The 22,418-nt window shown below is 64.7% G+C and carries 12 protein-coding genes and 1 CRISPR repeat array (1 of these 13 running past the window's edge); of the genes, 6 read left to right on the top strand and 6 right to left on the bottom strand.

The features are described 5' to 3' along the window. A CRISPR array of direct repeats spans positions 1 to 8,010; the repeat unit is 28 nt; unit sequence TTTCTGAGCTGCCTGCGCGGCAGCGAAC; it reaches 1,382 nt to the left of the window's first position. 129 nt (positions 8,011 to 8,139) lie between these two features. From cas6f to csy1, 4 genes are read right to left on the bottom strand one after another with little or no spacing between them, the layout of a single operon-like run. Then, positions 8,140 to 8,706, bottom strand: a complete 567-nt coding sequence (gene cas6f, locus R5H19_RS16370; RefSeq protein ID WP_318160110.1) for a type I-F CRISPR-associated endoribonuclease Cas6/Csy4 — start codon at positions 8,704 to 8,706, stop codon at positions 8,140 to 8,142. Positions 8,707 to 8,708: 2 nt separating this feature from the next. Continuing rightward, positions 8,709 to 9,737: a type I-F CRISPR-associated protein Csy3 gene (gene csy3, locus R5H19_RS16365; RefSeq protein ID WP_318160109.1), complete on the bottom strand. Its 1,029-nt coding sequence runs from the start codon at positions 9,735 to 9,737 to the stop codon at positions 8,709 to 8,711. A gap of 19 nt (positions 9,738 to 9,756) precedes the next feature. After that, on the bottom strand, positions 9,757 to 10,731 hold the full coding sequence (csy2, locus tag R5H19_RS16360) for a type I-F CRISPR-associated protein Csy2 (RefSeq protein ID WP_318160107.1): 975 nt from the start codon (positions 10,729 to 10,731) through the stop codon (positions 9,757 to 9,759). Further along, positions 10,728 to 12,110 carry a type I-F CRISPR-associated protein Csy1 gene (csy1, locus tag R5H19_RS16355; protein ID WP_318160106.1) on the bottom strand — a complete coding sequence of 461 codons (1,383 nt, stop codon included), beginning with the start codon at positions 12,108 to 12,110 and terminating at the stop codon, positions 10,728 to 10,730. The genes csy2 and csy1 overlap by 4 nt, the downstream gene beginning before the upstream one ends. A 422-nt stretch (positions 12,111 to 12,532) precedes the next feature. Between csy1 and R5H19_RS16350 the strand changes: the two genes are divergently transcribed. Next, positions 12,533 to 12,787, top strand: coding sequence for a plasmid stabilization protein (locus R5H19_RS16350; RefSeq protein WP_318160105.1), 255 nt, complete (start codon positions 12,533 to 12,535; stop codon positions 12,785 to 12,787). Between the two features lie 2 nt (positions 12,788 to 12,789). Continuing rightward, complete coding sequence (locus R5H19_RS16345) at positions 12,790 to 13,200, top strand: type II toxin-antitoxin system VapC family toxin (protein WP_318160104.1); 411 nt, start codon at positions 12,790 to 12,792, stop codon at positions 13,198 to 13,200. Positions 13,201 to 13,206: 6 nt separating this feature from the next. On the opposite strand, the gene cas3f is transcribed toward R5H19_RS16345, so the two are convergent. Together cas3f and cas1f are read right to left on the bottom strand one after the other, a co-directional pair. Further along, the gene (cas3f, locus tag R5H19_RS16340; protein ID WP_318160103.1) at positions 13,207 to 16,644 is read right to left on the bottom strand and encodes a type I-F CRISPR-associated helicase Cas3f; all 3,438 of its coding nucleotides are present in this window, start codon (positions 16,642 to 16,644) and stop codon (positions 13,207 to 13,209) included. Beyond that, positions 16,641 to 17,627 (bottom strand): type I-F CRISPR-associated endonuclease Cas1f, encoded by a 987-nt coding sequence (cas1f, locus tag R5H19_RS16335; protein WP_318160102.1) that lies wholly within the window; start codon positions 17,625 to 17,627, stop codon positions 16,641 to 16,643. Before cas1f ends, cas3f begins: the two co-directional genes overlap by 4 nt. A gap of 298 nt (positions 17,628 to 17,925) precedes the next feature. On the opposite strand from cas1f, the gene R5H19_RS16330 reads away from it, so the two are divergent. The 4 genes from R5H19_RS16330 (at position 17,926) to R5H19_RS16315 (ending at position 22,338) form a co-directional block, all read left to right on the top strand. Beyond that, on the top strand, positions 17,926 to 18,222 hold the full coding sequence (locus R5H19_RS16330) for a LysM peptidoglycan-binding domain-containing protein (RefSeq protein WP_318160101.1): 297 nt from the start codon (positions 17,926 to 17,928) through the stop codon (positions 18,220 to 18,222). A gap of 16 nt (positions 18,223 to 18,238) precedes the next feature. Continuing rightward, positions 18,239 to 18,751, top strand: a complete 513-nt coding sequence (locus tag R5H19_RS16325) for a hypothetical protein (protein WP_318160100.1) — start codon at positions 18,239 to 18,241, stop codon at positions 18,749 to 18,751. Positions 18,752 to 18,983: 232 nt separating this feature from the next. Beyond that, complete coding sequence (locus tag R5H19_RS16320) at positions 18,984 to 21,209, top strand: NADP-dependent isocitrate dehydrogenase (protein WP_318160099.1); 2,226 nt, start codon at positions 18,984 to 18,986, stop codon at positions 21,207 to 21,209. 127 nt (positions 21,210 to 21,336) lie between these two features. Further along, entirely contained in the window at positions 21,337 to 22,338 is a 1,002-nt protein-coding gene (locus R5H19_RS16315) for a TraB/GumN family protein (RefSeq protein WP_318160098.1), read from the top strand. The last annotated feature ends 80 nt before the right edge of the window (positions 22,339 to 22,418 follow it).

Here is a 22,418-nt window from a genome sequence, read left to right as displayed (position 1 = left end):
TTCTGAGCTGCCTGCGCGGCAGCGAACCCGTGCGACCTGTCGCCAACGGTGCGCCGGCTTTTCTGAGCTGCCTGCGCGGCAGCGAACGGCCGCTGCATCGAGAAGCCCGAGAACGAGCGTTTCTGAGCTGCCTGCGCGGCAGCGAACCGGTCGAAGTGCAGGACGGCACCGACCATGGCTTTCTGAGCTGCCTGCGCGGCAGCGAACGGTCACCACTTGCGCATCCTTGCCGACGACCATTTCTGAGCTGCCTGCGCGGCAGCGAACGCTGAATTCGATGTTGCTCATGTCGTTCTCCTTTTCTGAGCTGCCTGCGCGGCAGCGAACGCTGAATTCGATGTTGCTCATGTCGTTCTCCTTTTCTGAGCTGCCTGCGCGGCAGCGAACCAGTTGCGCGACAGCCTGCGCTCACCCGTCGATTTCTGAGCTGCCTGCGCGGCAGCGAACCGCGGCCGTCTGGTTGCCGAACACTGAGACCATTTCTGAGCTGCCTGCGCGGCAGCGAACGCGCGCAGCCCGCGTGAGCGCGGCGATCGACGTTTCTGAGCTGCCTGCGCGGCAGCGAACCTGGCCACCGACCGACCGAAGGCCTCGGGGCTTTTCTGAGCTGCCTGCGCGGCAGCGAACTTCGGCCGTTTCCGTGAACCGTTCGCGGAGATTTTCTGAGCTGCCTGCGCGGCAGCGAACCATCGAGCTGGCAGATGGCACGGTGTTGTACCTTTCTGAGCTGCCTGCGCGGCAGCGAACTAATTCACCATCGGACGTCGCGCGGCGTCGTATTTCTGAGCTGCCTGCGCGGCAGCGAACTCGCCGTGGCCGGGGTGTTCGTGGTCGCCCAGTTTCTGAGCTGCCTGCGCGGCAGCGAACGTCGACTTCATCCGGCACAGGGATCAGCTTGCTTTCTGAGCTGCCTGCGCGGCAGCGAACCTTGCCAGTAGCGGATATGCCGGCGACCTTCCTTTCTGAGCTGCCTGCGCGGCAGCGAACCTGGCCGAGCAGGCCCGCGTGGCGGTGCTCAATTTCTGAGCTGCCTGCGCGGCAGCGAACGGAGAGCATGGCGTGGCGCTCCATGTGGTGCTTTTCTGAGCTGCCTGCGCGGCAGCGAACGAAGTATCTCCCTCACGCGGACGCCTGCGGTTTTTCTGAGCTGCCTGCGCGGCAGCGAACCAGCTCAAAAAACCCGTTCTCGGCCGCTTTCATTTCTGAGCTGCCTGCGCGGCAGCGAACATCAGGCGCCACGGCGCGCAGTTCGGCCGGTGTTTCTGAGCTGCCTGCGCGGCAGCGAACGTGCCTTTATGTTTCAGGTACTCGGCGCAACGTTTCTGAGCTGCCTGCGCGGCAGCGAACGCGAACTGTTCAACGACGCCGACGGGTAGTCATTTCTGAGCTGCCTGCGCGGCAGCGAACAGTCAAGTGTGGCTGGATCGGTGCGCCGTGAATTTCTGAGCTGCCTGCGCGGCAGCGAACACTGATGCTGTGGCCGAAGTACTCAATCGGCTTTTCTGAGCTGCCTGCGCGGCAGCGAACGTGTACTTGGCGATTGAGATGTCCGGCGGGTATTTCTGAGCTGCCTGCGCGGCAGCGAACGCGCGGATTTCGTGATTACCGCGGAGGGTCGTTTTCTGAGCTGCCTGCGCGGCAGCGAACGCGGATCGCGCCGGATTTCAGCGTGCCATCCTTTTCTGAGCTGCCTGCGCGGCAGCGAACCGCCAGCGGGAAGTTCGTCGACGCGGCCACCATTTCTGAGCTGCCTGCGCGGCAGCGAACAGAATGGCCACTGTAGGGGTTGTTTTCTGGGCTTTCTGAGCTGCCTGCGCGGCAGCGAACTAGAACGGCAACTCTTCTTCGCCAAGCGTCACTTTCTGAGCTGCCTGCGCGGCAGCGAACGCTCGACCGCGGCTGGCGGGACGTGTGGTCGCTTTTCTGAGCTGCCTGCGCGGCAGCGAACGACTTGCCCGAGGAATTGCAGGCGCAGGTTGTTTTCTGAGCTGCCTGCGCGGCAGCGAACCCAGGGCATCGGCATCGCTCGCCACGTACACGTTTCTGAGCTGCCTGCGCGGCAGCGAACCTCCCAGTAGCCGCCGCGCAGGATGATGGTGATTTCTGAGCTGCCTGCGCGGCAGCGAACTCGGTCAGCGCCTGGAATGCCTCGGTGCTCGTTTTCTGAGCTGCCTGCGCGGCAGCGAACACCAGGACGGTGCGCCGGATCGGCGGCGCCGTTTTCTGAGCTGCCTGCGCGGCAGCGAACTCCGCGTGGAGGTTGCCCGCGTGTCTGACCGCTTTCTGAGCTGCCTGCGCGGCAGCGAACGGCAAGACGTTCGACTGCCGCGACCGTGCCCATTTCTGAGCTGCCTGCGCGGCAGCGAACTGCCGCGCCAGCGATGACGGGCTCGGGTTCTTTTTCTGAGCTGCCTGCGCGGCAGCGAACGGCCTGATGGACGATGCCGCGGACCTCACCAATTTCTGAGCTGCCTGCGCGGCAGCGAACACACGCCCTGAGTAATTCCGCACGCCCACAAATTTCTGAGCTGCCTGCGCGGCAGCGAACGGGCAGTTTTCGCCGTTTAGCCATTTCGCTACTTTCTGAGCTGCCTGCGCGGCAGCGAACCCGTCCACGCCCTATCGCGGATCGGGGTTTCGTTTCTGAGCTGCCTGCGCGGCAGCGAACGAGGAGCGCTCGCCCTGGAAGTGGGCCGAGCATTTCTGAGCTGCCTGCGCGGCAGCGAACGATCGCGTCGCCTATGGTTCGCTGCCTTTCAATTTCTGAGCTGCCTGCGCGGCAGCGAACGCGCTATTCGACGACATTGTTACCAGGCTTGATTTCTGAGCTGCCTGCGCGGCAGCGAACGCGTTATCCCGCTGGTATGCCGCGTCTTTGTCTTTCTGAGCTGCCTGCGCGGCAGCGAACATCTCGGCCAGCGGCGCGGTGTCCGTGTCATCTTTCTGAGCTGCCTGCGCGGCAGCGAACAGTCTTCGCCACCTGCGCCGCCTGTGCTGGCGTTTCTGAGCTGCCTGCGCGGCAGCGAACCGTCAGTCCGCGCGCGAGAAAGCCCATTATTTTTTCTGAGCTGCCTGCGCGGCAGCGAACGCCACCGAATCGTCAGGCTTTCCCCACCAGTATTTCTGAGCTGCCTGCGCGGCAGCGAACAACAAGATTGACGCCGCTGTTGCATTGGCGATTTTCTGAGCTGCCTGCGCGGCAGCGAACGACCCGCTGACAGATCCGTCGTGCTGGGTTAATTTCTGAGCTGCCTGCGCGGCAGCGAACATCCTTGGTGGTGGCGGCTTGCGGTTGCATTATTTCTGAGCTGCCTGCGCGGCAGCGAACTGTGCTTGATCGAGTGTTCTTCAACACAACCCTTTCTGAGCTGCCTGCGCGGCAGCGAACGAACTTCGTGATGACATGGTGTTGCCTTGATTTTTCTGAGCTGCCTGCGCGGCAGCGAACATGAACGCCAAGCGGTCGGCCATTGGTTCAGATTTCTGAGCTGCCTGCGCGGCAGCGAACATCTTCACGTCATCGCCATCGGCGTCGAGGATTTTCTGAGCTGCCTGCGCGGCAGCGAACCAGCCTTCGACCGGGCCGTGTTTGCTTTGGTATTTCTGAGCTGCCTGCGCGGCAGCGAACGCCAAGATGAAAGCTTCGGCGGCGACAATCGATTTCTGAGCTGCCTGCGCGGCAGCGAACCCCCGATCCATCTGGCTGGTCTAGCTCAATCTTTTCTGAGCTGCCTGCGCGGCAGCGAACTCGCAGCGGCCATCTTCGCTTCGCGTAATCCGTTTCTGAGCTGCCTGCGCGGCAGCGAACACGGCGCGAGCGACGACCTGATGGAATTCGACTTTCTGAGCTGCCTGCGCGGCAGCGAACGCCGCACGCTGTATTTCCGAGGCGTCGGCTTCTTTCTGAGCTGCCTGCGCGGCAGCGAACTCAATCTCTTTCGTGCGGCGCGTTACCTTCACTTTCTGAGCTGCCTGCGCGGCAGCGAACTCGTGACGCTTCGGCTGGCGACATGCCGAACATTTCTGAGCTGCCTGCGCGGCAGCGAACCGAGGATTTCGGTTCCGTCGAGCGCGCCCGCTTTTCTGAGCTGCCTGCGCGGCAGCGAACCCGCCGCCGGTAGGCGTGCCGCTGAGTGCACCTTTCTGAGCTGCCTGCGCGGCAGCGAACCGGATCGTTCTCGCTGCTCCGTTTTACCTCGCTTTCTGAGCTGCCTGCGCGGCAGCGAACACAACAGGTGCCGCGTGTGGCGGGTCTGCCGTTTTCTGAGCTGCCTGCGCGGCAGCGAACTCGATGACGTTGCGCGTAGTCGTTTCGTCGCATTTCTGAGCTGCCTGCGCGGCAGCGAACGTGATCGGCTCGATCACAGCGGTGGTGTCGATTTTCTGAGCTGCCTGCGCGGCAGCGAACGTTGGCTTTGTCGAGCATGCCGATATCCCGATTTTCTGAGCTGCCTGCGCGGCAGCGAACCCACCGAATACTCACTCATGGCGCTCTCCTTTTTTCTGAGCTGCCTGCGCGGCAGCGAACCTCGTGATGCCATTTGGTCGCGTTCTGACTCGTTTCTGAGCTGCCTGCGCGGCAGCGAACGCGACAAGGGGCCGGCGCCGGCATCGTCCACGTTTCTGAGCTGCCTGCGCGGCAGCGAACTTTTTTGAGCTGGCCGACCCGCGCAAGTGGCATTTCTGAGCTGCCTGCGCGGCAGCGAACGCCTTTGATCTGCTCCCCCGATTCGCTTTTGATTTCTGAGCTGCCTGCGCGGCAGCGAACGTGTACGGCCCCGACGGCACGCTAGTCGGTCGTTTCTGAGCTGCCTGCGCGGCAGCGAACCCTATTCCGCCCACACCCACCCCGCACGATCTTTTCTGAGCTGCCTGCGCGGCAGCGAACGTGCTGATGTCGTATGCCGGCGTGATGGTCAGTTTCTGAGCTGCCTGCGCGGCAGCGAACGCCAGCATCTACCGGCACGGCAAAGGATGGCGTTTCTGAGCTGCCTGCGCGGCAGCGAACGACTGGCAGGGCCGGCAGCTGCTGTATCCGACTTTCTGAGCTGCCTGCGCGGCAGCGAACGGTTTCCTGTTTCACGATCTTGTCAGCGCTGCTTTCTGAGCTGCCTGCGCGGCAGCGAACTGCAGCAGGCCATCCTTCGTCAGGTACGCCGTTTTCTGAGCTGCCTGCGCGGCAGCGAACACGAACGGGCAGATCACGTTCCGTACCCGCAATTTCTGAGCTGCCTGCGCGGCAGCGAACACCGGCGAGTTTCAGGAGTGGCATTACCCGCATTTCTGAGCTGCCTGCGCGGCAGCGAACTCACCAGTATACACCTCGGCGGAGGACTTCGCTTTCTGAGCTGCCTGCGCGGCAGCGAACAGGGGCCGGTTTTGGGCCGGCACGCATGGGTATTTCTGAGCTGCCTGCGCGGCAGCGAACAGGCTGGGCGGCTATCGGAGTCGTCCCACGAATTTCTGAGCTGCCTGCGCGGCAGCGAACTTTGTTTTAAGCTTCATCGCCAGCTCCTTGCATTTCTGAGCTGCCTGCGCGGCAGCGAACCAACGTCACGCTGTCAAATTGGGCCATCAACATTTCTGAGCTGCCTGCGCGGCAGCGAACGGACAGTACGACGCGCAACTGGCAATCATCAATTTCTGAGCTGCCTGCGCGGCAGCGAACGCTTGATGCTGAGCGGCTGGAGGCGGCGGAGATTTCTGAGCTGCCTGCGCGGCAGCGAACAAGATAGCCGACATGGCGAAGCGGCTGGCGGCTTTCTGAGCTGCCTGCGCGGCAGCGAACACGATGACGCTGGAAGGTGTTGCCGCCGACCTTTTCTGAGCTGCCTGCGCGGCAGCGAACGGCGTGGACAACCCGTTCAACCAGCTGATCGATTTCTGAGCTGCCTGCGCGGCAGCGAACTGGAGCGCATCCCGCCTCGGCGAAGTGGTCCATTTCTGAGCTGCCTGCGCGGCAGCGAACGGCAATGCGCCAGTCATGGCCGATTACTACAATTTCTGAGCTGCCTGCGCGGCAGCGAACAGGTGATGAACAAGATCGCCACCGCCGCCACGTTTCTGAGCTGCCTGCGCGGCAGCGAACCTCGGCAAGCACTGTGCGACGCTGGGCGGCTATTTCTGAGCTGCCTGCGCGGCAGCGAACGACTATCCCGATGAATGGCGCGACTGCAGCAATTTCTGAGCTGCCTGCGCGGCAGCGAACATCACGCTGGCCTGCGGCGTCAGCGAGCAGCTTTTCTGAGCTGCCTGCGCGGCAGCGAACCAGCTGGAGACGCTGCGCAATCAGGCCGAGCATTTCTGAGCTGCCTGCGCGGCAGCGAACGGCCTGCCGTGGGCCATCGTGAGCGTGATTGATTTTCTGAGCTGCCTGCGCGGCAGCGAACCCTGGAAGGGATATGACGCTTGCCTGATTGCATTTCTGAGCTGCCTGCGCGGCAGCGAACACCACGGCTTCGCAGGCGTTGGCCTTCCCGAATTTCTGAGCTGCCTGCGCGGCAGCGAACATCCGCACCAGCGGCCGCAGCAGCCGCGAACCTTTCTGAGCTGCCTGCGCGGCAGCGAACGCGGCGATGGCGCTGTTGCGCAGTAGTGCCGCTTTCTGAGCTGCCTGCGCGGCAGCGAACCTTTGCTCCGTGGGAATCGGCGCCGCCGAGGCTTTCTGAGCTGCCTGCGCGGCAGCGAACATCACCTGCGCGCTTCCGCCGCCTTTCCAACATTTCTGAGCTGCCTGCGCGGCAGCGAACCATGATCGAAGTCGGCGACAAGGTGCGCCACTTTTCTGAGCTGCCTGCGCGGCAGCGAACAGCCGCAGCCGTGGCACAGGTGGCTGCGGTGATTTCTGAGCTGCCTGCGCGGCAGCGAACGACGCGCAGACCGAGTTTGAGCTGTCCGACGATTTCTGAGCTGCCTGCGCGGCAGCGAACGGCTCGCGCGTCGCTTTCGCCACGATGTGCAATTTCTGAGCTGCCTGCGCGGCAGCGAACGGCTGGTAACCGTCGGTCACGGGTGCTCCGATTTTCTGAGCTGCCTGCGCGGCAGCGAACCCGGCCAGGCTGCGTCGAAGGTCATCGCTTCTTTTCTGAGCTGCCTGCGCGGCAGCGAACCCGCCGAAAAGGCCGCATACATCGCCAAGCATTTTCTGAGCTGCCTGCGCGGCAGCGAACGACGCGTCACTTGAAATCGACGGCGCCCTTGTTTTCTGAGCTGCCTGCGCGGCAGCGAACCCGAGGAAGCCGCGCGCAAGGCGGGCGATGTTTTTCTGAGCTGCCTGCGCGGCAGCGAACCCGACGCGCCGCTGCTGCTGGACTTCGACCAGTTTCTGAGCTGCCTGCGCGGCAGCGAACACCTGGCCCGCTTCCGGCAAGTGGCCCGGCGGTTTCTGAGCTGCCTGCGCGGCAGCGAACGTGGTTAAGCGGTTGGTGCTAGCTCAATTCAATTTCTGAGCTGCCTGCGCGGCAGCGAACGCCCACATCCACCGACTGCGCGGGCTGGGTGATTTCTGAGCTGCCTGCGCGGCAGCGAACAGACGGCTAAAGGCGCGTCGAAGGCGTCGGCCGTTTCTGAGCTGCCTGCGCGGCAGCGAACTCTGCATCGCACGCAGCGTTTTGCCGTGGCCCTTTCTGAGCTGCCTGCGCGGCAGCGAACAAGCATCAGCATGCCACGTGCCCGGCGTTCCATTTCTGAGCTGCCTGCGCGGCAGCGAACTACGCCTTGAAGAACCGCTTTGCCTACGAGCATTTCTGAGCTGCCTGCGCGGCAGCGAACAGTTGGGTCATGGCCTCACCAATTCAGATTCTTTTCTGAGCTGCCTGCGCGGCAGCGAACCTGGAGGACAAGGACGGCGTTCTCTTGCGCAATTTCTGAGCTGCCTGCGCGGCAGCGAACATGGAGCGCGAAACGCATGCAGCATGCTTTACTTTCTGAGCTGCCTGCGCGGCAGCGAACCGCAGCGACTTCGATGCCGCGGTAGCCGAGCTTTTCTGAGCTGCCTGCGCGGCAGCGAACTAGAGTGCCTATTGCGTAACCGATTGAAATTTAATCAGTTGCCCAGAGAAAAAGCCAGCGCCCCTTTGAGGGCGCTGGCTTGCAAGTGGTTGATAGACAGTGAGTGGTTGGCGCGAGTAGGGAAAAGGGTCAAAACCAAGGGATGCTGGCGGGATTGCTTAGGCCATGGCTGTTGAAGCGGCCGGGTGTTGCGGCGGTTTGCAGGGGGCCCAGGGCGATGAACAGGCAGAACGGTTGCCGGGTGCTTTTACTGTGCAGGTGGATGTAGGGCAGGTTGGGGTGACGTTCCATGCTGGAGGGAATCGCCGCCTTGGCTTGTTCCTCGGTTTCGCCTTTGCGACGCATACGTCGGCGGCGCAGGCGTTCGGCACTGGTCTTGAATTGTTTGCGTTGCACGATACGGTGCGGGGCGCCAATGGGCGCCACGGCGAGGTTCTCGATGCGGACATGATCGCGCATACCTTTGAGCCAGTCGCTGGCCAACAGCTGTTGCAGGTCGGCTTCGCTTCCATGCAGACGCAGGCTGGTGCCCAGCGTGCGCGGGTTCAAGCTGTAGCCGGGAAAGCTGATGCCGATATTGTCTTGGCGTTGTTGCACCAATGCGAGGTGCAGACGATCGTACAGCGCACCCAGCAGTTGCGTGGGGCCGGTTTCCGGATCATGGATGACCTTGAGGTCTATGTAGTGCGTCGTCATGGTTACTTGTCCGCATCGCCGAACACGCCGCCGCGAATGAGGGTGGCGATGACGAAATGCTGCTGGTTGGCGTCCGGCACCTTGTCCTTGATGACCCAACCATCGAGCAGGTTGTAGAAGTCGGTCTTTTCCTTGGGCTGGCGATAGGCCTTGCCCTGGGTGGTGACCGAGCCGTAGGGCTCCACGGCGATGGGGCCGTTGTCGGCGGCTTCGGGATACCAGGTATCGATGGTGCGCAGGGCGTTGCCGATCTTCTGCGAGTGGATGGCGGCCACACCGTCGACGTCATACAGCGTCTTGCTCTTGTCGCCACGGCCGCGGTCAAGGATCAGTTCCTGCGAGGGGAACACCTCCTGCCCGGCGCCGATGCGCACGAAGGCGGTGACTTGCAGCAGCACATGGCTATTGCCGGCGAGGCCGTTGGCGATGAGTGCCGCCAGCTCGGACAGTGACTTGGCTTCTGCGGAAGGCGCCTTGAGGTCGAGCAGCGAATGGGCCAGTGCATCGAAGGTCCAGCTGGTTTTTGCCTGGCCGTTCTCGATGTGGGCCACGGTCACCTCCACCTGTTCGGCGCCAATGCGGTTGCGCCACAGGAAGCGGCCGTTGGCGAGGTTGGCGGCATAGCGCTTGGCCAGTTCGGCAAAGCCGTTTTGTTGAACGTAGCCAGCCACGGTGGTCAACAGTTTCTGCCGATAGGCGGCATCGTTGCAGGCGGAGGGCTGTCCGGTGCCGGCGAGCACGCGCAGGGTGAACTGCACCTTGAGCGTGTCGGCATCGGCGGGCAGGGTGGCCACGTCTACGGTTTGCAGGTTGGGGCTCTGGATGGCGGCGTCCAGCTTGGCGGGGTCTTGCGCACCACTTTTCAGGCGGTTGGAGATGGTGCCGCGCACGGATTTTTCGTGCAGCGTGATGGGCGCCCAGTTTTGCGACTCGGTGCGTGCGCTCCAGTTGCCACCGGACATCAGTGCATCGGAAGGGTCGAGCTTGCGCTCAAAGGCGAGGACGGAAGCGGTCTTGAGTTCGTTGGCCATGATGGAATTCCTTGTCGTGTCAGAGAGTGGTGTCGACGGAGCGATAGTCGTTGCGGCAGCGGTACAGTCCCTCGTCGGGGCGGCTGTCGGCGTACCAGAGCAGGTCTTGCGCTGCGTGCAGGCGGTGCGGGCCTATCCATTCGCCCATGGAATACAGACTTTCGACGAAGCGGAAGGGCGTGGTGGCGTCGCGCGCATGGGCCACGGTGCCGGCGTCGTGCAGTTCACCGAGAGCGCCGTAGCCCACGGGAATGGGCACGACCCAGCCCGAGCCTTTCGTGCGATCGTTTTGCCAGCCACCATTGCCTTCATTGGCCTTGGCGTCGTAATGCCAATTGATGCGCGAGAGCGATAGCCACGCATCGAGACGCGTGGCTTGTGGCGACTGCCTGCGCAACTCGTCCAGCCGGCTGTCGATCAGGTCGTCGCGGGCCACCAATGCCGAGCCTGGCAGCAGGCGAGCGCGCAGCTTGCGGAACTCTCTGGCTTGGTCGTCGCTGTCGCCGGTGAAGTTGGCCAGCCATGGGCGATGACGCGAAGCCGCCGCTTGCGTAGCCGGCAACAGCGTGCCACCGGCGATGCGCATGCCTTGCAGCAGGTCGAGGATGGTTTCCAGATCGTGCTGCTGCGCGTCCCTGTCCCATGCCCCGGCGTTCACCGCCAGCACCACGCTGAGGTCGAGGTGGATGCGTCCTTCCTCGACGATGGCGGCGGTACTGCCGTCTTTGCCGACCGGGTTGCGGGTGAGCCGGAAGCTTTTGACGAAGCCTCCCTCGGTGGTCTGCTCCTGACGGTCGTGGCAGACCACGCCTACGGCCCCGAACTCCAGATCCAGCCCCGCCGCGCGGGTCTTGCGTTCCAATGCCCACATCAGCCCGAGAAACGCGGTGATGGACGGGAAACCGTGGGTCAACGGACTGGAGACGGCGTTGGCGTTGTGCACCCTGAGGTGCGGCAGCACCAGCAGATGGGTGAAATGCGGAAGCGTATTCATGCGGCACCTGCCTTGGCGCGGCGTTGCAGCGGGATGGGCCAGGCCACGTCGAGGATGGCTTGGCGCGCGAAGTGCCGCATTTCCGCCTCGCCAAGCAGTGCCAGTTTGTCGCTGCGCTTGCGCAACTGGCCGTTGAGCCAGAGGCCGAAGCGACCCGCTACTTCGTTGGCCCAGTCGCCATGCTCATAGGCCTGGTTGAAGGCGAGGTCGTCCTCTTGCCAGTGCGGATGCCCCGGATCGTTGCGTTCCGGCAGTTCGAAGCGGTCGGGGTCGAGCCAGAGCTGCTCACACAGCGGCAGCTGGCAGGCCTCATCCCGCGTCCAGCCGGCTGTGTAGCTTCCACGGATCGCCACGCCGAACATGGCCAACTCCTGGCCGATGGCTTGTTCAATGGTTTCGCGATGCTTGCGGGTTTCCACGGTGGGGTCAGGGTTTGCCTTGAGAAAGGCAGTCAGTGTGCGCAGCAGCTCGCGCATGCCGCCGAACCGGTTCAGCTCGCCATGCCTTTCGTTGAACACCGAATCGAGCCTGAGCAGGTTCATCGCAGCACTCGGCTTCCATGCCGGTGGCGGCAGCGAAGCCAGCAGGTAATTCACGCCGCCGCGCTCGCTGTTCAGTTGCGAGATGTTCTGCGGCTTGGTGCCACCCAGCTTGCGGGCGACGAGGTCGCGGTAGTCGCGGCAAATGGCATCGGCCGGCTTGTTGTCGCGCCTGGCTTGTCGCATTTCCTTGTTGGCTTCACCAAAGCGCGCATCCTGGATGTCGGCGTGGACGGCATGGGCCAACGAGCTGGAAAACATCGGCTGCAGCAGGTGGTAGTGGGCATCGTCCTGCGGATCCTCGCCGGCCAGCCAGTAGAGCTGCTTGGCCATGGGATGGCTGGACGGCTGCGTTTCTTCGCGCACCAACGAGGCGAAGGCTTTCATCCAGCCTTGAGCCTGTTCGACGTCGTTGGACAGCGCGGCCTGCAGGTCAGTGTCGCCGGCCTGCATCCAGTCGAGCAGGCGGCGGCCATCCACCTCTAGCTTGAGCAGCTTGAACACGTCCAGTGCAGCGGCATTGCCCACCACGTCTTCTGCGTAGCCCTCACCCAGCAGGTGGCTGCCGATCTCGGCATGTCGGGGCAGGCCGGAGGGGGCGACATGCAGGCTGCTGCCGCGCGCGTCCGGGTGGGTGGCCTTGAGCACGTGGGTCACGGCCTGGATCTGGCCCACCCGCCGTGCCGCATCGGCCAACCAGGTGGCGTACTCGTATTTCGATGCCGTGTCGGCATCGTCGTCCTTGCCTTTCAGCTTGGCCTCGCGCCGGGCTTCGATGAAGCCGGTGATGGCCGCGCGAAAGAGGCCGGAACGTGATGCAGGTTCCGATTTCTCGTTCATGGGAATCCTTTCATGCACCCAGAATGGGTGTGCCTGTAGAATCCCCACGGCAGCAAGCCGCCGTGGGGTTTGGAGAAGGGCGACGCCCTATTCAGATATTGTGATTCGGTGTTTGCCAATCACATGCCACACCTCCTTTGCATGTCATTCCTTATGCATAGGGCCGAGACCAATCGGCAGGCTGTTCGCCCCATGGCGTCGCGCCACGACGCCATGGGGCAATTCGACTTTACTCGCAGAAAAATATTGGTACAACCATTGCGTGTTCAGTTTCTCTATTGCATGATACGTTTTATCTGCTGGGTAAGCAGCTCAGAAAATTGCGTGATCTGTTTCACCATTCACTCGCTGCCGAACAGGCAGTTGTATCCCTCGGAAGTGACTACAATGCATGCATTGCAGTCACTTCCGAGGGCTTCTTTATGGCCACCATGACCATTCGAAATCTGGATGAAGACCTGAAGGCGCGCCTGCGCGTGCGGGCGGCGCGGCACGGACGTTCGATGGAGGAGGAGGCGCGCAGCATCCTCCGCACCGCCTTGGCCAATCGTGTTGAGGAAGATTCGGGTGCGTCGCTGTATGTCGCCATCCGCACCCGCGTGGAACCGTTCGGGGGCGTCGACCTGGAATTGCCGCCGCGTGAGCCGCAGCGCGATCCGCCGGACTTCGACGAGTGATCGTGCTGGATACCAACGTGCTGTCGGAGTTCATGCGGCCGCAGCCGGACGAGCGCGTGGTGGCATGGCTGAACCGGCAGTCGCGCTCGAACCTGTTCACGACAGCGGTGACGCGCGGTGAGATGTTGTATGGGGTGATGATCCTGCCCAATGGTCAGCGCAAAACGCGACTGCAGCAGGAGGTCACGGCGATCTTTGCCGTCGATATGGCAGGGCGCGTGCTGCCTTACGATGAGGCGGCCGCCGATGCGCACGCCGCCATCGCCGCGGCGCGGCGCACCCAGGGGCGTCCGGTCGACCAATCCGATGCGATGATCGCTGGCATCGCGCGATCGCACAGCGGCACCCTGGCCACGCGCAACGTGCGCGATTTCGAAGGTTGCGGTATCCCCCTGGTTGATCCCTGGCACTGACCTGCCTCAGCGTTGTCTGGTGAAGCCGAGCCATGGGTGCCAGCGCCAGCCTTGATGGTTCTCTTTGAGAGAAGGCACTTCCACGGTGGTGAACCTGCGGGCGGCAAGATCGAGCGGCAGGTCCTGCGCTTCGGCTTGTTCGCCCACCAGCGACGGCAGGTCGAACTCGCCCCAGCAGCTGATGCCGGGCGCAACGTCCAACACGACCTCGTGAAGCAGCTCCCTGGCGGAGACGTAGAGCTTTTCACCGCGGCGACTGCCCGGCGCGTCTTCCACGCGATGCGGTAGCAGACCGTCTTCATCCCCATCGGGCAGCCATGCCAGCGTGGTGCCAGGTTGTTCGTCATGGCGGAACGGTTGCTGTTGCGGCAGTACGCCTGCAAGCGCGGCCTGAGGGTGTTCCCAGGCCGCGGGCGCGTAGTCGCGTTCCAGTCGGAGGGCTGGTGCTGCGCCGCGGCGTGTGGAGCGGGGGGTGGGCGCAGGCGGCATCGGCAGCATGGCGGCGCGGATGCGCGCCTGTTCCAGATCCACCCAGCGCTCGCGTGGCTGCAGCTCGAGCGCACGCGGCCGGATGCGCGGCTGGGCGTCGAGGTGGCGGTATTCGTTCTCGGCCAGGAGCATGCGCAGGCTGTGGCTGGTCAGCAGGAAACGGCCGTTGTCGCGTTCGGTCTCGAAGCCGGGGCGAGTGAATACCGGCTGGCGGCCTTCACGCCGTTCGATGCCTTTGAGGTTGGTGTCGAACACCAGCACGTTGGGTGCTTGCGGGGGCATGCGCCGATGGCGCTGTACGCGACCGGCGAGCTGGATCAGCGAGCGCATCGAAGACGGCTCGGCCACTGCCCAGTCGGCATCCCAGTCGCGGCCCACTTCGCACACTGGCGATGCCAGCACCACGAACAGCTGGTCGGGTTCGGGGTGCGTATCGAGTGCGCGCCGGATCTGCGGCAGTTGCCATACCGCGTCCTCGTTGCGCCGGTTGAACGCGGCATCCAGCATGGCTTCGATGGCCGAGCGCTGCGCCAGCGGAAAGCGGGCGTGATACGCGCACAGATGGACGCGTGTGCCCTCTGGCGCGGCCTGCGTGTAGAGCCTGCTGGCCACGTCGAAGATCGGGTCGATGTTGGCCATGCGCACCAGGCCGAAGCTGACGCGCTTGCCGGTGACGGGATCGGGGTGGGCGTGATCGCGGTGTAGGCGCAGGCAGGCGTCGCGTACGTGACCGGCGAACTCGGCGTGGATGCGCTCAGGCTGTCTGGCGGCGATGTCGATCGGCAGCAGCTCGGCGAGGCGCAAGGGTTCGGTGGCTTGCAGCTTGGCCACGCGGCGTTCGACGAAACCTGCATGGGCTGCGGCGAAGCCGTCGGCATTGGCAAGGGTGTCGGCTTGCACCCCGAATTCGTCCGTCCACAGGCAAGGCACCTCGACAGACCGCTGGGCACCGCCATCGCGCCCGCGGTTGCGCTGGTAGTGGCGGCGACCGGCGCGATAAGCCATGAACATGCCCTCCACCAGGGCCGGCGGCAGGGTGGCCGAGGACAGCACCACGCGGCTGCCGAGCAGGCCGGCCCAGTGCATCAACCGGGTCAGCGCGGGCAGGTCGTCGAGCTCGTAGTCATCCAGTTCGTCGAGCACCAGATCGCTGCTCATCAGCCGCAGCATCGGCGCGATCTGGCGGCCGGCACGCAGCGATTCGGTGGCGGGGGCGAGGTGATCGACGGTGCATACCAGCATCGGCGCGGAGATCAGCTTGCGGATCTCGGGGTCGGCCAGTGCACGCGACAGCAACGGGTGGTTCGTCACGTTGCCCTCGTAGAGCACGTGGCTGTCTTCCTCGATCAGCGCCTGCACGGACGCCGAGCCGCTGGCTTCGGCTTTCGCTTCGTAATGTTCGAACAGGGCGCGACTGGCCGATCCACCCACCAGCACCGCCAGCTCGTCATCGTTCAAGTGCAGGTCGTGGCGATAGCTGTGTCCGGTCTGCAAGGTGAGCGTGCGCAACCCCAGCGCATAACTCATCCGCAGGCCGAGTTGCGGGTCGGCCAGGGCATACAGGATCCGGGCGTTGGCCAGCGTCTTGCCGCAGCCGGTGGAGGCCATGTTGACGATGAAGGCGCCGTGCTCGCGGGCCGCCTCGCGCAAGCCAGTGGCAGCGTCGAAGGCCTTGTCCTGCCACGCAAAGCGCGCGTCGCCGCTGCGCTTGCGCAGGCCGCGGTGGTTGGCGAGGCGAGGCAAGTGGCGCTCGAAATTGGGCAGCGCATGGGCGATCAGGCTGGCGGTATGGCCGACGCCGAGGAGGTGCTCCAGCAGCGACTGGTTGAGCCGCGTTTTCCCCTGCCTGTCCTTGCGGGTGTTGGCAAACACGCGCTGATCCGCTTGCACGAAACGTGTTCGCTCGGCCGCCGGATTGCTCTGGTCGTCCGCGCCCAGGCTGGAATAGTGATGGTCAGCCAGCATCAGCGCGAGCCGGGCCAGATGCATCGCGTAGGAATTGCCCAGCCAATCCGCATCGCGCTGTGCACGAAGCTGCAGCAAGGACTTGGCGACGCGCCGGGTTTGCGTGCGCCATGCGAGGGCCATGGCGGGAAGCTCGCCCGCCAGCTGCCAGTACGGCAAGGCTTGTTCCGTCGTGGAGTGCTGGTCGATCTCGTTCCAGTCGTGGGCGACTTGCGCCAGCGGGGTTTCCAGCCAGGCCAGCTCGAAGCGGCCCGAGCGCTTGCCCAGCCAGTCCTGGCCGTTGTCGTCCGGCCTGGATACGGGGACGAGCGGCAGGCGGTGATGGGTGACGATCAGCCAGCCGATCGCCGCCGCAAGCGGCGCCTGCGTGGCGAGAGCGCGAAATGGTGTGCGCTCGATACCCGCATCCACACCGTCGCGCAGGTAACGGCCCGGTGCCGTCCAGTCGGCATCGTTGCCTTCCGCTTCGCTGGCGAGGCGGCCCAGCCAGCCGGCATCATCGTCCTTGCCCACGAAGGCCAGGAACAGCCGCAGCGATACCCATTCGTGACGGTAGCGGTTGCGCTCGTCGAGCTTGCCAACGAGGCGCTGCTGGAACGCCACGCTAGCCTTGCCAAGGTCGTGCAGTAGTGCCGCGAGCTGGGCCAGCAGGCGAATGTCCTGCGCGCTGTGCCAGTCGTTCTCGTCGCCCTTGCGCAATATGTCGCTGGATGTGGTGTTGGTCGGTACCGCGCCTTCGCCATTGAAGCACCGCGCGTCGCCGACGACCCACAACAGCTCGCTGTGATCGACGCCGCGTATCCAATGGCAGGCCACGGCGGTGTTCTTGCGCGCGGTCTTGCGCAAGAGTTTCCGCAAAGTATCCAGACCGGCCTGGGTAATCGGCGTCTGCCAGGTACGGTCGCCGCGCCGTTCGGCGAATTGGTCGAGGATGCGCCGGGTTTCGGTGAGCGCGCGCTTGTCGCACTGGCTGACCAGCAGCACGTTCATGCGGGCTTCCCGCTCGCCAGCGCGGCCGTGTCCATTGCCACGGCCTTCAAGGTATCGAGCGTGAAATCCAGTGCTTCGCTGCGGGTGAGCGCCTCAATGCAGTTCTGGCGAAAACCTTGCTCCTCGTCGCCGCGCATGGCCGAGAGAAAAGCCTGCGGCAGGATGTGGGCGTCCTTCACCAGATCGGCCACGTCGAACACCAGGCCGCCGCGCCGCGTCTTGCCATGCAGGATGGCGAGACCATGCGGCAGGCCGAGTACCCAGGTCGCCGTGGCGCCCAGGCCGTAGGCGAGGTAGTTGCCGTGGTCGAGGAAGCGGTTGGCCGGATCGCCGCCGGTGCCGCGCTTGGCGCGGGTAAAGTCGCCGTAGCCGACGGTGTCCACCGCCAGCTTGAACAATGCCTTGGTGAGGCGAGCCTCCTCGGTCAGCAGGCTGACATTGTCCGGTGCCAGATCGATGGCGCGCTGCGTGTGTTCCAGCAGTTCGACGAGCCGGGCACCATCCACGGCGAACCCGGATTCGCGCAGCGCGCGTTGCTGCCATGCCTCGCCGATGCGCCGCGCACGGACGTGCTGGAAGGCCTTAGCGGCGGCGAGGCGAAGGTTGTCGTCGAACCAGAACCGCACCCAAGCCTGCAGGTATTCGGTGGGGCGATATTCGGATTGCGGCGAGAACCAGGCCACCTCAACATCGACCTCGTTCGCGGAAAACAGCGGCGTTCCGCCGCCGCCGCAGAACCCCACCAGCACGCCGGCCTTGGCCAGTTCGCGCATGGCCGCCTGGGTGATCGAAGTGCCGGTACCCAGAAGCACCGTGGTGGTATTGGCGATCGGAATGTTCCAGTACAGCGACTGCTTGCCCTGATCCGTCACGTATTCCACCCGGCCACCGTTCACCAGCACCCGGCAATGCTGCAGGTAATAGATGTTTGCGCGCTTGGAATGCAGTATCGATTTGAGGTCGGTAGGGCCGATCTCGTCCATATCAAATCTCCCCAGGCGCAGCAGCGGCGTACAACCTGCGCGATCCGCGTCTCACGCACAGAGATTACCCCTGTGGCTGGCTCGCGGCTTGCCACGTTATCGGTTGCCGCATTGCACCGTGGAATCTGGATGGCGTAAAGCGAATGCTTTTTGCCGGACCATTGGCCCGCCGACAAATGAAGACGATCGTCGGCGCTGGATGCTTGTTTTCAGGCTGAATGCTCGGCCCGTGCACTCACGACGCGTTGACTGCAAAGTGGCTATCACTACGTCTCTTCCCGAGACGGAGGCAGGGCTCATGGCCAACGAGACCGGCAAACCCGATTTTTCCGATGTGCAGGGCGGGGTGGAATCCACTGCGCCGGATGCACCACCGAAGGCGGATTTCAGCGACGTGCAGTCGCACGTCGGCTCCACCGCCGACAAGGCCACCAGCTATACGGTGGTGGCCGGCGACAACCTGAGCAAGATCGCGAAACATTTCTACGGCAACGCGAATGCGTGGAAGCGGATCTTCGACGCCAACCGCGACCAGCTCTCCGATCCGGACCGGATCCGGGTTGGCCAGGTCCTGAAGATTCCCGCCGAATCCTGAAGCAGGAGATACCCTCATGAAGATGAATCGCCAACCCTTGATCCTCGCCGTGTCGCTGGCTGCGATGCTGGCCTTGAGCGCCTGCGGCAAGAAGGAGGAAGCGGCTGCGCCGGCGCCGTCCACCACACCGCCTGCCGCCACTGCACCCGCACCCGCACCCGCCGCCACAACGGCGATGGGGATGCCTGCGAGCGACATGCCGGCCGCGGTCACGTTCGGCTCGGTGGAGCTGGGCTCGACCGTCGACGCCAACCACAAGATCCTCGCCAGCGGCACCAGCTTCGCGCCAACCGACACCATTTACGCTTCGGTCGACACCGGCGGCAGCGGCACCGCCACGCTGGCGGCGAAATGGACCTACCAGGATGGCCAGACCGTGCACGAGGACAGCAAGACCCTCGACGCCAAGGGGCCGGAAACCACCGCGTTCATGATCAGCAAGCCCGGCGGTTTCCCGGCCGGCAACTACAAGGTCGAGATATCGTTGAACGGCAACCACGTCGCCACCAAGGATTTCTCGGTGAAGTAAGCTGCCACGGCGAAGCGGTCGGTGAAACGGGGCGCGGCCATGTCGCGCCCTCGTCGTTCCTGTCGCGTGTGAACCCCGGTACGTTGCCGCAGGTGGCGGGCCGTGGCTGCGTCGCGCTTTCCCCACCTCGGCGAAAACGCGACAATGGGAGGCTTGTACCACTCTGCCGCCGGCCTTCGGCGGCGCGGCGCCCTTGCGGCCAACGCAGCAGCTCACGAGGTCCATACCGACAATGTCCAGCACGCCCAAGATCATCTACACGCTGACCGACGAAGCCCCGTTCCTCGCCACGGCCTCGCTGCTGCCGATCGTCGCCGCGTTCACCGGCACCGCCGGCATCAAGGTGGAGACGCGCGACATCTCGCTGGCCGGGCGCATCATTGCGCTGTTTCCCGAAGTGCTGCAGGAAGGCCAGCGCATCGCCGACGACCTTGCCGAGCTGGGCCGCCTCGCCACCACGCCGGAGGCGAACATCATCAAGCTGCCGAACATCAGTGCGTCGATGCCGCAGCTGAAGGCGGCGATCAAGGAGTTGCAGGGCCAGGGTTACGCGCTGCCGGATTACCCGGACGCGCCGAAGGACGCGCACGAGAAGGACGTCAAGGCGCGCTACGACAAGGTCAAGGGCAGCGCGGTGAACCCGGTGCTGCGCGAGGGCAATTCCGACCGCCGCGCGCCGGCCTCGGTGAAGAACTACGCGCGCAAGCATCCGCACAAGATGGGCGCGTGGAGCCACGACTCGAAGACCCACGTGGCGCACATGGACGGTGGCGACTTCTACGGCAGCGAAAAGTCCGCCTTGATGGAGCAGGCCGGCAACATCAGCATCGAATGGTTCGGCAAGGATGGCAGCCACAGCGTGCTGAAGCCGAAGACCGCGCTGCTGGCCGGCGAGATCATCGACGCCGCGGTGATGTCGCGCCGCGCGCTGGCCGCCTTCCTCGACGCGCAAATAGAGGACGCGAAGCGGCAGGGCGTGCTGTTCTCGCTGCACCTGAAGGCCACCATGATGAAGGTGTCCGACCCGATCATGTTCGGCGTGGCGGTCGGCGAGTTCTACCAGGACGTGCTGACCAAGCACGCCGACGCGCTGAAGCAGATCGGCTTCAACCCGAACAACGGCATCGGCGACCTGTACGCGCGCCTCGGCGCGCTGCCGGAAGCGCAGCAGGCGGCGATCAAGGCCGACCTCGACGCCGAATACGCCAAGCGCCCGGGCGTGGCGATGGTCAACTCCGACAAGGGCATCACCAACCTGCACGTGCCCAGCGACGTGATCGTGGACGCCTCGATGCCGGCGATGATCCGCGACTCCGGCAGGATGTGGAACGCGCAGGGCCAGCTGCAGGACGTCAAGGCGGTGATCCCGGATCGCTGCTATGCCGACGTCTACCAGGCGGTGATCGACGACTGCAAGGCGCACGGCGCGTTCGACCCGGCGACCATGGGCAGCGTGCCGAACGTGGGCCTGATGGCGCAGGCGGCCGAGGAATACGGCTCGCACGACAAGACCTTCCAGATTGCCGGCGACGGCGTGGTCAAGGTGATCGACGAGGCCGGCAACGTGCTGCTGCAGCATGAGGTCGAGGCCGGCGACATCTGGCGCATGTGCCAGACCAAGGATGCGCCGGTGCAGGACTGGGTGAAGCTGGCGGTGAGCCGTGCGCGGCACACGCCGGCGGTGTTCTGGCTGGACCCGCAGCGTGCGCACGACCGCCAGGTGATCGCCAAGGTCGAGCGTTACCTGAAGGACCACGACACCAGCGGCCTGGACATCCGCATCATGGATCCGGTGGCCGCGACGAAGTTCTCGCTGGAGCGCATCCGCCAGGGCCTGGACACCATCTCGGTCACCGGCAACGTGCTGCGCGACTACCTCACCGACCTGTTCCCGATCATGGAGCTGGGCACCAGCGCGAAGATGCTGTCGATCGTGCCGCTGATGGCCGGCGGCGGCCTGTTCGAGACCGGCGCCGGCGGCTCGGCGCCCAAGCACGTGCAGCAGTTCCTGGAAGAGGACTACCTGCGCTGGGATTCGCTGGGCGAGTTCCTCGCGCTGGCCGCCTCGCTGGAGCACCTGGGCAACCGCCACGGCAGCGCCGAGGTGGAGCTGCTGGCGAAGACGCTGGACCAGGCCAACGGCAAGTTCCTCGACACCGACAAGTCGCCCTCGCGCAAGCTCGGCGGCATCGACAATCGCGGCAGCCACTTCTACCTGGCGCTGTACTGGGCGCAGGCGCTGGCCGCGCAGGACGTCAACGCCGCGCTGAAGGCGAAGTTCGCACCGCTGGCGAAAGCGCTGACGGAGAACGAGGCGACCATCGTCGACGAACTGGTGCGCGTGCAGGGCAAGCCGGTGGACATCGGTGGCTACTACCACCCCGACATGGCCAGGGTGAGTGCGGCGATGCGGCCCAGTGCGACGTTCAACGCCGCGTTGGTGCAGCTGTCGGCGTGAGGCGCTGACCACGCGTCACGGAACGGGGTGCTGCATGGCACCCCGTTTCGTTTGCGGGATGTCGCCGGCCACCTGCGGCTCAGCATCGCCCTGCCACAATGCCCGGCGTTTGTCCTGGAGCGATCCGATGCGTCTGTTGCACGTGGCTTTCCTGTTCGCGCTGGGCGGAATGATGCCGGTATTCGCGCAATCGGCCGCCGCGCCACCGCCGCAGGTGGCCGAACTGCCCGCCGTGGTGGTCAGCGGCGTGCAGCCCGGTCCCGGTTTGTGGAAAGTGAGCAAGGGCGACCACGTGCTGTGGGTGCTCGGCACGCAGTCGCCGCTGCCGCGCGCGATGCAGTGGCAATCGCGCGAGGTGGAAGAGGCGATCGCCGCCTCGCAGCAGGTGCTGCTGGAGCCTTCGGTGCAGTTGAAGGCCGACGTCGGCTTCCTCGGCAAGCTGTTCCTGTTGCCTTCGGCCTACAGCGCGCGCAAGAACGCCGATGGCGAAACCCTGCAACAGGTGCTACCGCCGCCGGTGTATGCGCGCTGGCAGGTGCTGAAGCAGAAATACCTCGGCGACGACCGCGGCATCGAACGCTGGCGGCCGCTGTTCGCGTCGCAGGAGCTGTACCGCAAGGCGCTGAAGGCGAATGGCTTGAGCCGCTCCGGCGGGATCAAGGCGAACATCGACGCGCTGGCCAAGCGCCACGGCGTGCCCGAGCTGCCGACCGACTACCCCGTGCTGATCGAACACCCGCGCGCGGCGATCAAGGCGTTCAAGCAGGCCGCGCCGCACGACGTCACCTGTTTCATCCGCACCCTCGACAGCGTGCAGCATGACCTGCCGGCGATGACCGCGCGCGCCAATGCCTGGGCCACCGGCGACCTGCAGGCGCTGCGCGAACTGCCCGACAGCGATCGCCGCGACGCCTGCGTGGCGGCCATCACCGGCGCTGGCTTCGCGCAGGCGCTCGGCCTCGACGACGTGCCGGCGAAACAGCGCGCCACGTGGCTGGCCGCCGCGCGCAAGGCGCTGGCCGGCAACGCGCAGACCTTCGCGCTGCTGCCGATGGACGAACTGCTGAAACCGGATGGCTACCTGGCCGCGCTGCAGGCCGAGGGCTACCAGGTCGACGCGCCGGAGTGACCAGCTTTTCGTAGGGCGGGCACGGCCCGCCGGCTCTTTGCTTTACGTGACGCGGCCATGGAGGGCGGCGGGCGGTGCCC

Source organism: Rhodanobacter sp. KK11, assembly GCF_033345435.1.
In the GTDB taxonomy this organism is placed as follows: Bacteria; Pseudomonadota; Gammaproteobacteria; order Xanthomonadales; family Rhodanobacteraceae; genus Rhodanobacter.
The sequence above is the reverse complement of the archived record's forward strand: the minus strand, read 5'-3'. Positions and strand labels throughout refer to the sequence as shown.

What these genes read in the sequence shown, in the direction of transcription:
- cas6f (WP_318160110.1), bottom strand. Translation starts at nt 8,706, where the DNA reads ATGACGACGCACTACATAGACCTCAAGGTCATCCATGATCCGGAAACC.
- csy3 (WP_318160109.1), bottom strand. Translation starts at nt 9,737, where the DNA reads ATGGCCAACGAACTCAAGACCGCTTCCGTCCTCGCCTTTGAGCGCAAG.
- csy2 (WP_318160107.1), bottom strand. Translation starts at nt 10,731, where the DNA reads ATGAATACGCTTCCGCATTTCACCCATCTGCTGGTGCTGCCGCACCTC.
- csy1 (WP_318160106.1), bottom strand. Translation starts at nt 12,110, where the DNA reads ATGAACGAGAAATCGGAACCTGCATCACGTTCCGGCCTCTTTCGCGCG.
- R5H19_RS16350 (WP_318160105.1), top strand. Translation starts at nt 12,533, where the DNA reads ATGGCCACCATGACCATTCGAAATCTGGATGAAGACCTGAAGGCGCGC.
- cas3f (WP_318160103.1), bottom strand. Translation starts at nt 16,644, where the DNA reads ATGAACGTGCTGCTGGTCAGCCAGTGCGACAAGCGCGCGCTCACCGAA.
- cas1f (WP_318160102.1), bottom strand. Translation starts at nt 17,627, where the DNA reads ATGGACGAGATCGGCCCTACCGACCTCAAATCGATACTGCATTCCAAG.
- R5H19_RS16330 (WP_318160101.1), top strand. Translation starts at nt 17,926, where the DNA reads ATGGCCAACGAGACCGGCAAACCCGATTTTTCCGATGTGCAGGGCGGG.
- R5H19_RS16325 (WP_318160100.1), top strand. Translation starts at nt 18,239, where the DNA reads ATGAAGATGAATCGCCAACCCTTGATCCTCGCCGTGTCGCTGGCTGCG.
- R5H19_RS16320 (WP_318160099.1), top strand. Translation starts at nt 18,984, where the DNA reads ATGTCCAGCACGCCCAAGATCATCTACACGCTGACCGACGAAGCCCCG.
- R5H19_RS16315 (WP_318160098.1), top strand. Translation starts at nt 21,337, where the DNA reads ATGCGTCTGTTGCACGTGGCTTTCCTGTTCGCGCTGGGCGGAATGATG.